The 3,018-nt window shown below is 67.9% G+C and carries 4 protein-coding genes and 1 pseudogene; 3 read left to right on the top strand and 2 right to left on the bottom strand.

Annotated elements, in window-relative coordinates; translation table 11 throughout:
• Both Q8M88_RS16530 and Q8M88_RS16525 read right to left on the bottom strand, forming a co-directional pair.
• Positions 1-380 (bottom strand): response regulator (locus Q8M88_RS16530; RefSeq protein WP_305598252.1); only part of this gene is annotated, 380 nt, incomplete at its 3' end.
• Between the two features lie 3 nt (positions 381-383).
• A complete protein-coding gene (locus Q8M88_RS16525; protein ID WP_305598251.1) occupies positions 384-749 on the bottom strand; it encodes a response regulator in 366 nt (121 codons plus the stop codon).
• 116 nt (positions 750-865) lie between these two features.
• On the opposite strand from Q8M88_RS16525, the gene Q8M88_RS16520 reads away from it, so the two are divergent.
• The 3 genes and pseudogenes from Q8M88_RS16520 to Q8M88_RS16510 form a co-directional block, all read left to right on the top strand.
• Positions 866-1,534 carry a hypothetical protein gene (locus Q8M88_RS16520; protein WP_305598250.1) on the top strand — a complete coding sequence of 223 codons (669 nt, stop codon included), beginning with the start codon at positions 866-868 and terminating at the stop codon, positions 1,532-1,534.
• A gap of 39 nt (positions 1,535-1,573) precedes the next feature.
• On the top strand, positions 1,574-2,461 hold the full coding sequence (locus Q8M88_RS16515; protein ID WP_305598249.1) for an ROK family protein: 888 nt from the start codon (positions 1,574-1,576) through the stop codon (positions 2,459-2,461).
• A pseudogene (locus Q8M88_RS16510) lies at positions 2,458-3,018 on the top strand (DNA polymerase IV); the annotation flags it as partial. The gene Q8M88_RS16515 and the pseudogene Q8M88_RS16510, both read left to right, overlap by 4 nt.

Below are 3,018 nucleotides of genomic sequence, written 5' to 3'. Positions count from 1 at the left end.
TCGATCACCATCTTCAGGCGGGTCAGGCTGCGCACCCGAGCGAACAGCATGACGTCGTCGATCGGTTTGGTGAGGAATTCGTCGGCGCCGGCCTCCAGGCCCGCGATGCGATCCGCACGGCCATCCAGCGCGGTGACCAGCACGACGGGCACGTGCCGCGTCTCGGGGTCGTCCTTCAGCCGGCGGCAGACCTGGAACCCGTCCATGCCGGGCATCATCACGTCCAGCAGCACGATGTCGGGCTTCTCCGCGGCGGCGATCGCCAGCGCCGTCGGCCCGTCGTAGGCGACCAGAACCTCGTAGTACTCGGCCGTAAGCTTGGCCTCGAGAAGGCGGACGTTCGCCTCGATATCATCGACAACGAGGATACGCGCTGACATCGGCTAACCCAAAAATCGACGGATGGTGTCCAGGAAATGCGACACCGAAATAGGCTTGGAGAGGTAGGCTTCGCACCCGCCTTCGCGGATCCGTTCCTCGTCGCCCTTCATGGCGAACGCGGTGACGGCGATGACCGGGATAGACGCCAGGTCGTCGTCTTCCTTCAGCCACTTGGTGACTTCCAGTCCTGAGATTTCGGGAAGCTGGATGTCCATGAGGATCAGGTCTGGGCGATGCTCGCGCGCCAGCGCCAACGCCTGGAGCCCCTCGCGAGTCTGCAGCGTCTCGTAGCCCTGAGCTTCAAGCAGATCATGAAAGAGCTTCATGTTCAGCTCGTTATCCTCGACGATGAGGACCTTCTTGGCCATGCTCGTCTCGACGATCTTCGTTTTGCCGGCGCGAATTGACGCCGACACCCACCTTTCCTTCGTTGATCACACGGATATCCTTAAACTTCGTTATCCGCCGCGAAGAGGAGGCCTGCATGTCCGTCGCCGACATCGTCGAGGTGCGCGCCCCCGCCCTTGAATCGCTTGGGATTTCCGGCGACCGACCCCTGCTGATCGTTGACGTCGACGAAGTGCTCGGGCTTTTCATGGACGGCTTCGGCCGCTTCCTGGAGGGCCGCGGCCTGGAAATGCGCATCGAACGATTCGCGCTGTTCCAGAGCATCTTCCGCCCGGGCGAGACGACGCATCTGGAGATCGAGGAGGGGCGTAGGCACTTCGACGACTTCTTCCGCTACGGATCCTCGGACATGACGCCGGCGCCGGGCGGAGCCGACGCGCTGCGTGCGCTGTCGGCGCGGGCCGGCGTGCTGATCCTCACCAATGCGCCGGGGCCGGGTAGGCTCGCCCGCGCCCGCTGGCTGGGGCGCAGCGGCCTGGACTATCCGATGCTGCTCAGTTCGGGACGCAAGGGCCCGCTGGTGGCCGCCCTCGCCCGCCAGGTGGCAGGCCCCGTGGCCTTCATCGACGACCTGATGTCCAACCTGGACTCGGTAGCCGAGGCCGCGCCCCAGGTCGCCCGCTTCCAGATGGTCGCCGATCCACGCCTGCGGCCATTCGCCCCCAGCGCGCCGGAGCGACATGCGCGGCACGATGAATGGCCCGATCTGCACCGCGCGCTCGAAGCGATGATGGACGCCCGGTGAGACGCGCCAGACCAGAACAAATCCGGTAGATTGCGAACCATGATCCGCATCGGGGTGGACTTCGGCGGCACCAAGATCGAGGCCGCGGCGCTGGATGCGCAAGGCGGCGTCGTCGCGCGCGTCCGCGAGCGCACGTCGTCCGACTACGAGCAGTGCGTCATCCGTGTGGTCGATCTGGTGGAGAATCTCGAACGCAAGGTGGGCCAACGCGCCGCCCGCATCGGCGTCGGCGGTCCCGGCTCGATGTCGCCGCAGGACAGCGTCATGCGCAACGCCAACTCGATCCACCTGAACGGCTGCCCCTTCCCGCAGGACCTTGCCCGCGCGCTCGGCCGGCCGGTGCGCTATGCGAACGACGCCAATTGCCTGGCGCTGTCGGAGGCCGCCGACGGCGCGGGCGCCGGCGAGGCGGTGGTCTTCGCCGTGATCATCGGCACCGGCTGCGGCGCGGGCCTGGTGATCGACGGCCGCCTCGTCGAGGGCCGCAACGGCATCGCCGGCGAGTTCGGCCACAACCCCCTGCCCTGGCCCAACGAAGCCGAGGCGTCGCAACCGTGCTGGTGCGGCAAGCGCGGCTGTCTGGAGCTGTTCGCGTCGGGTCCCGGCTTCGCACGCGAGTTTGGTCCAGGCCAGACAGCCGAAGAGGTCGTCGCCGCGGACCGCGCCGCCGGCGGCGCGGCGATCACTCGCTACATCGAGCGGCTGGGCCGGGCGCTCGGCGCTGTGGTCAATCTGCTGGACCCTGACGTCATCGTTCTAGGCGGCGGCATGTCAAATGTGCCGGAACTCTATGAGCGCCTCGCGCCGCAGATCGCCCGCCACACCTTCGCCGACCGCACCTTCACGCCGGTGCGCAAGGCCAGGCACGGCGATTCCTCAGGCGTGCGCGGCGCCGCCTGGCTGTGGCCGGTCGAGGCCGGCGATTGAGCGCGCTCTGCCGCGAGTGCTTCCAAGCCGGCGAGTTCAGCCGGCGCTGTCCCGCCTGCGGCTCGCCCAGGCTTATCGCGCATCCGGACCTCACCAGCCTCGCGATCGCCCACATGGACTGCGACGCCTTCTACGCCTCGGTGGAGAAACGCGACCGGCCGGAACTGCGCGACCGCCCGGTGATCGTCGGGGGCGGCAAGCGCGGCGTGGTCACCACCTGCTGCTACATCGCGCGGATCTGGGGCGTCCGATCGGCCATGCCGATGTTCAAGGCGCTGGCCGCCTGCCCCCAGGCCGTGGTGATCAAGCCGGACTTCACCAAGTACCGCACCGAGAGCCGGCGGATCATGGAGATGGTCCGCGCCCTCACCCCGCTGGTCCAGCCACTGTCGCTGGACGAGGCGTGGATGGACCTGTCGGGCACCGAGCGCCTGCATGGCGCGAGCCCCGCCCTGACGCTGGCCCGCCTGCAGGCCCGCATCGAAGCCGAGGTGGGGATCACCGTCTCCATCGGGCTCGCCGCCAACAAGTTCCTGGCAAAGGTCGCCTCGGACCTC

The organism is Phenylobacterium sp. (assembly GCF_030693805.1).
Classification (GTDB): Bacteria; Pseudomonadota; Alphaproteobacteria; order Caulobacterales; family Caulobacteraceae; genus Phenylobacterium.
This window is presented reverse-complemented; position numbering and strand designations above follow the sequence as displayed.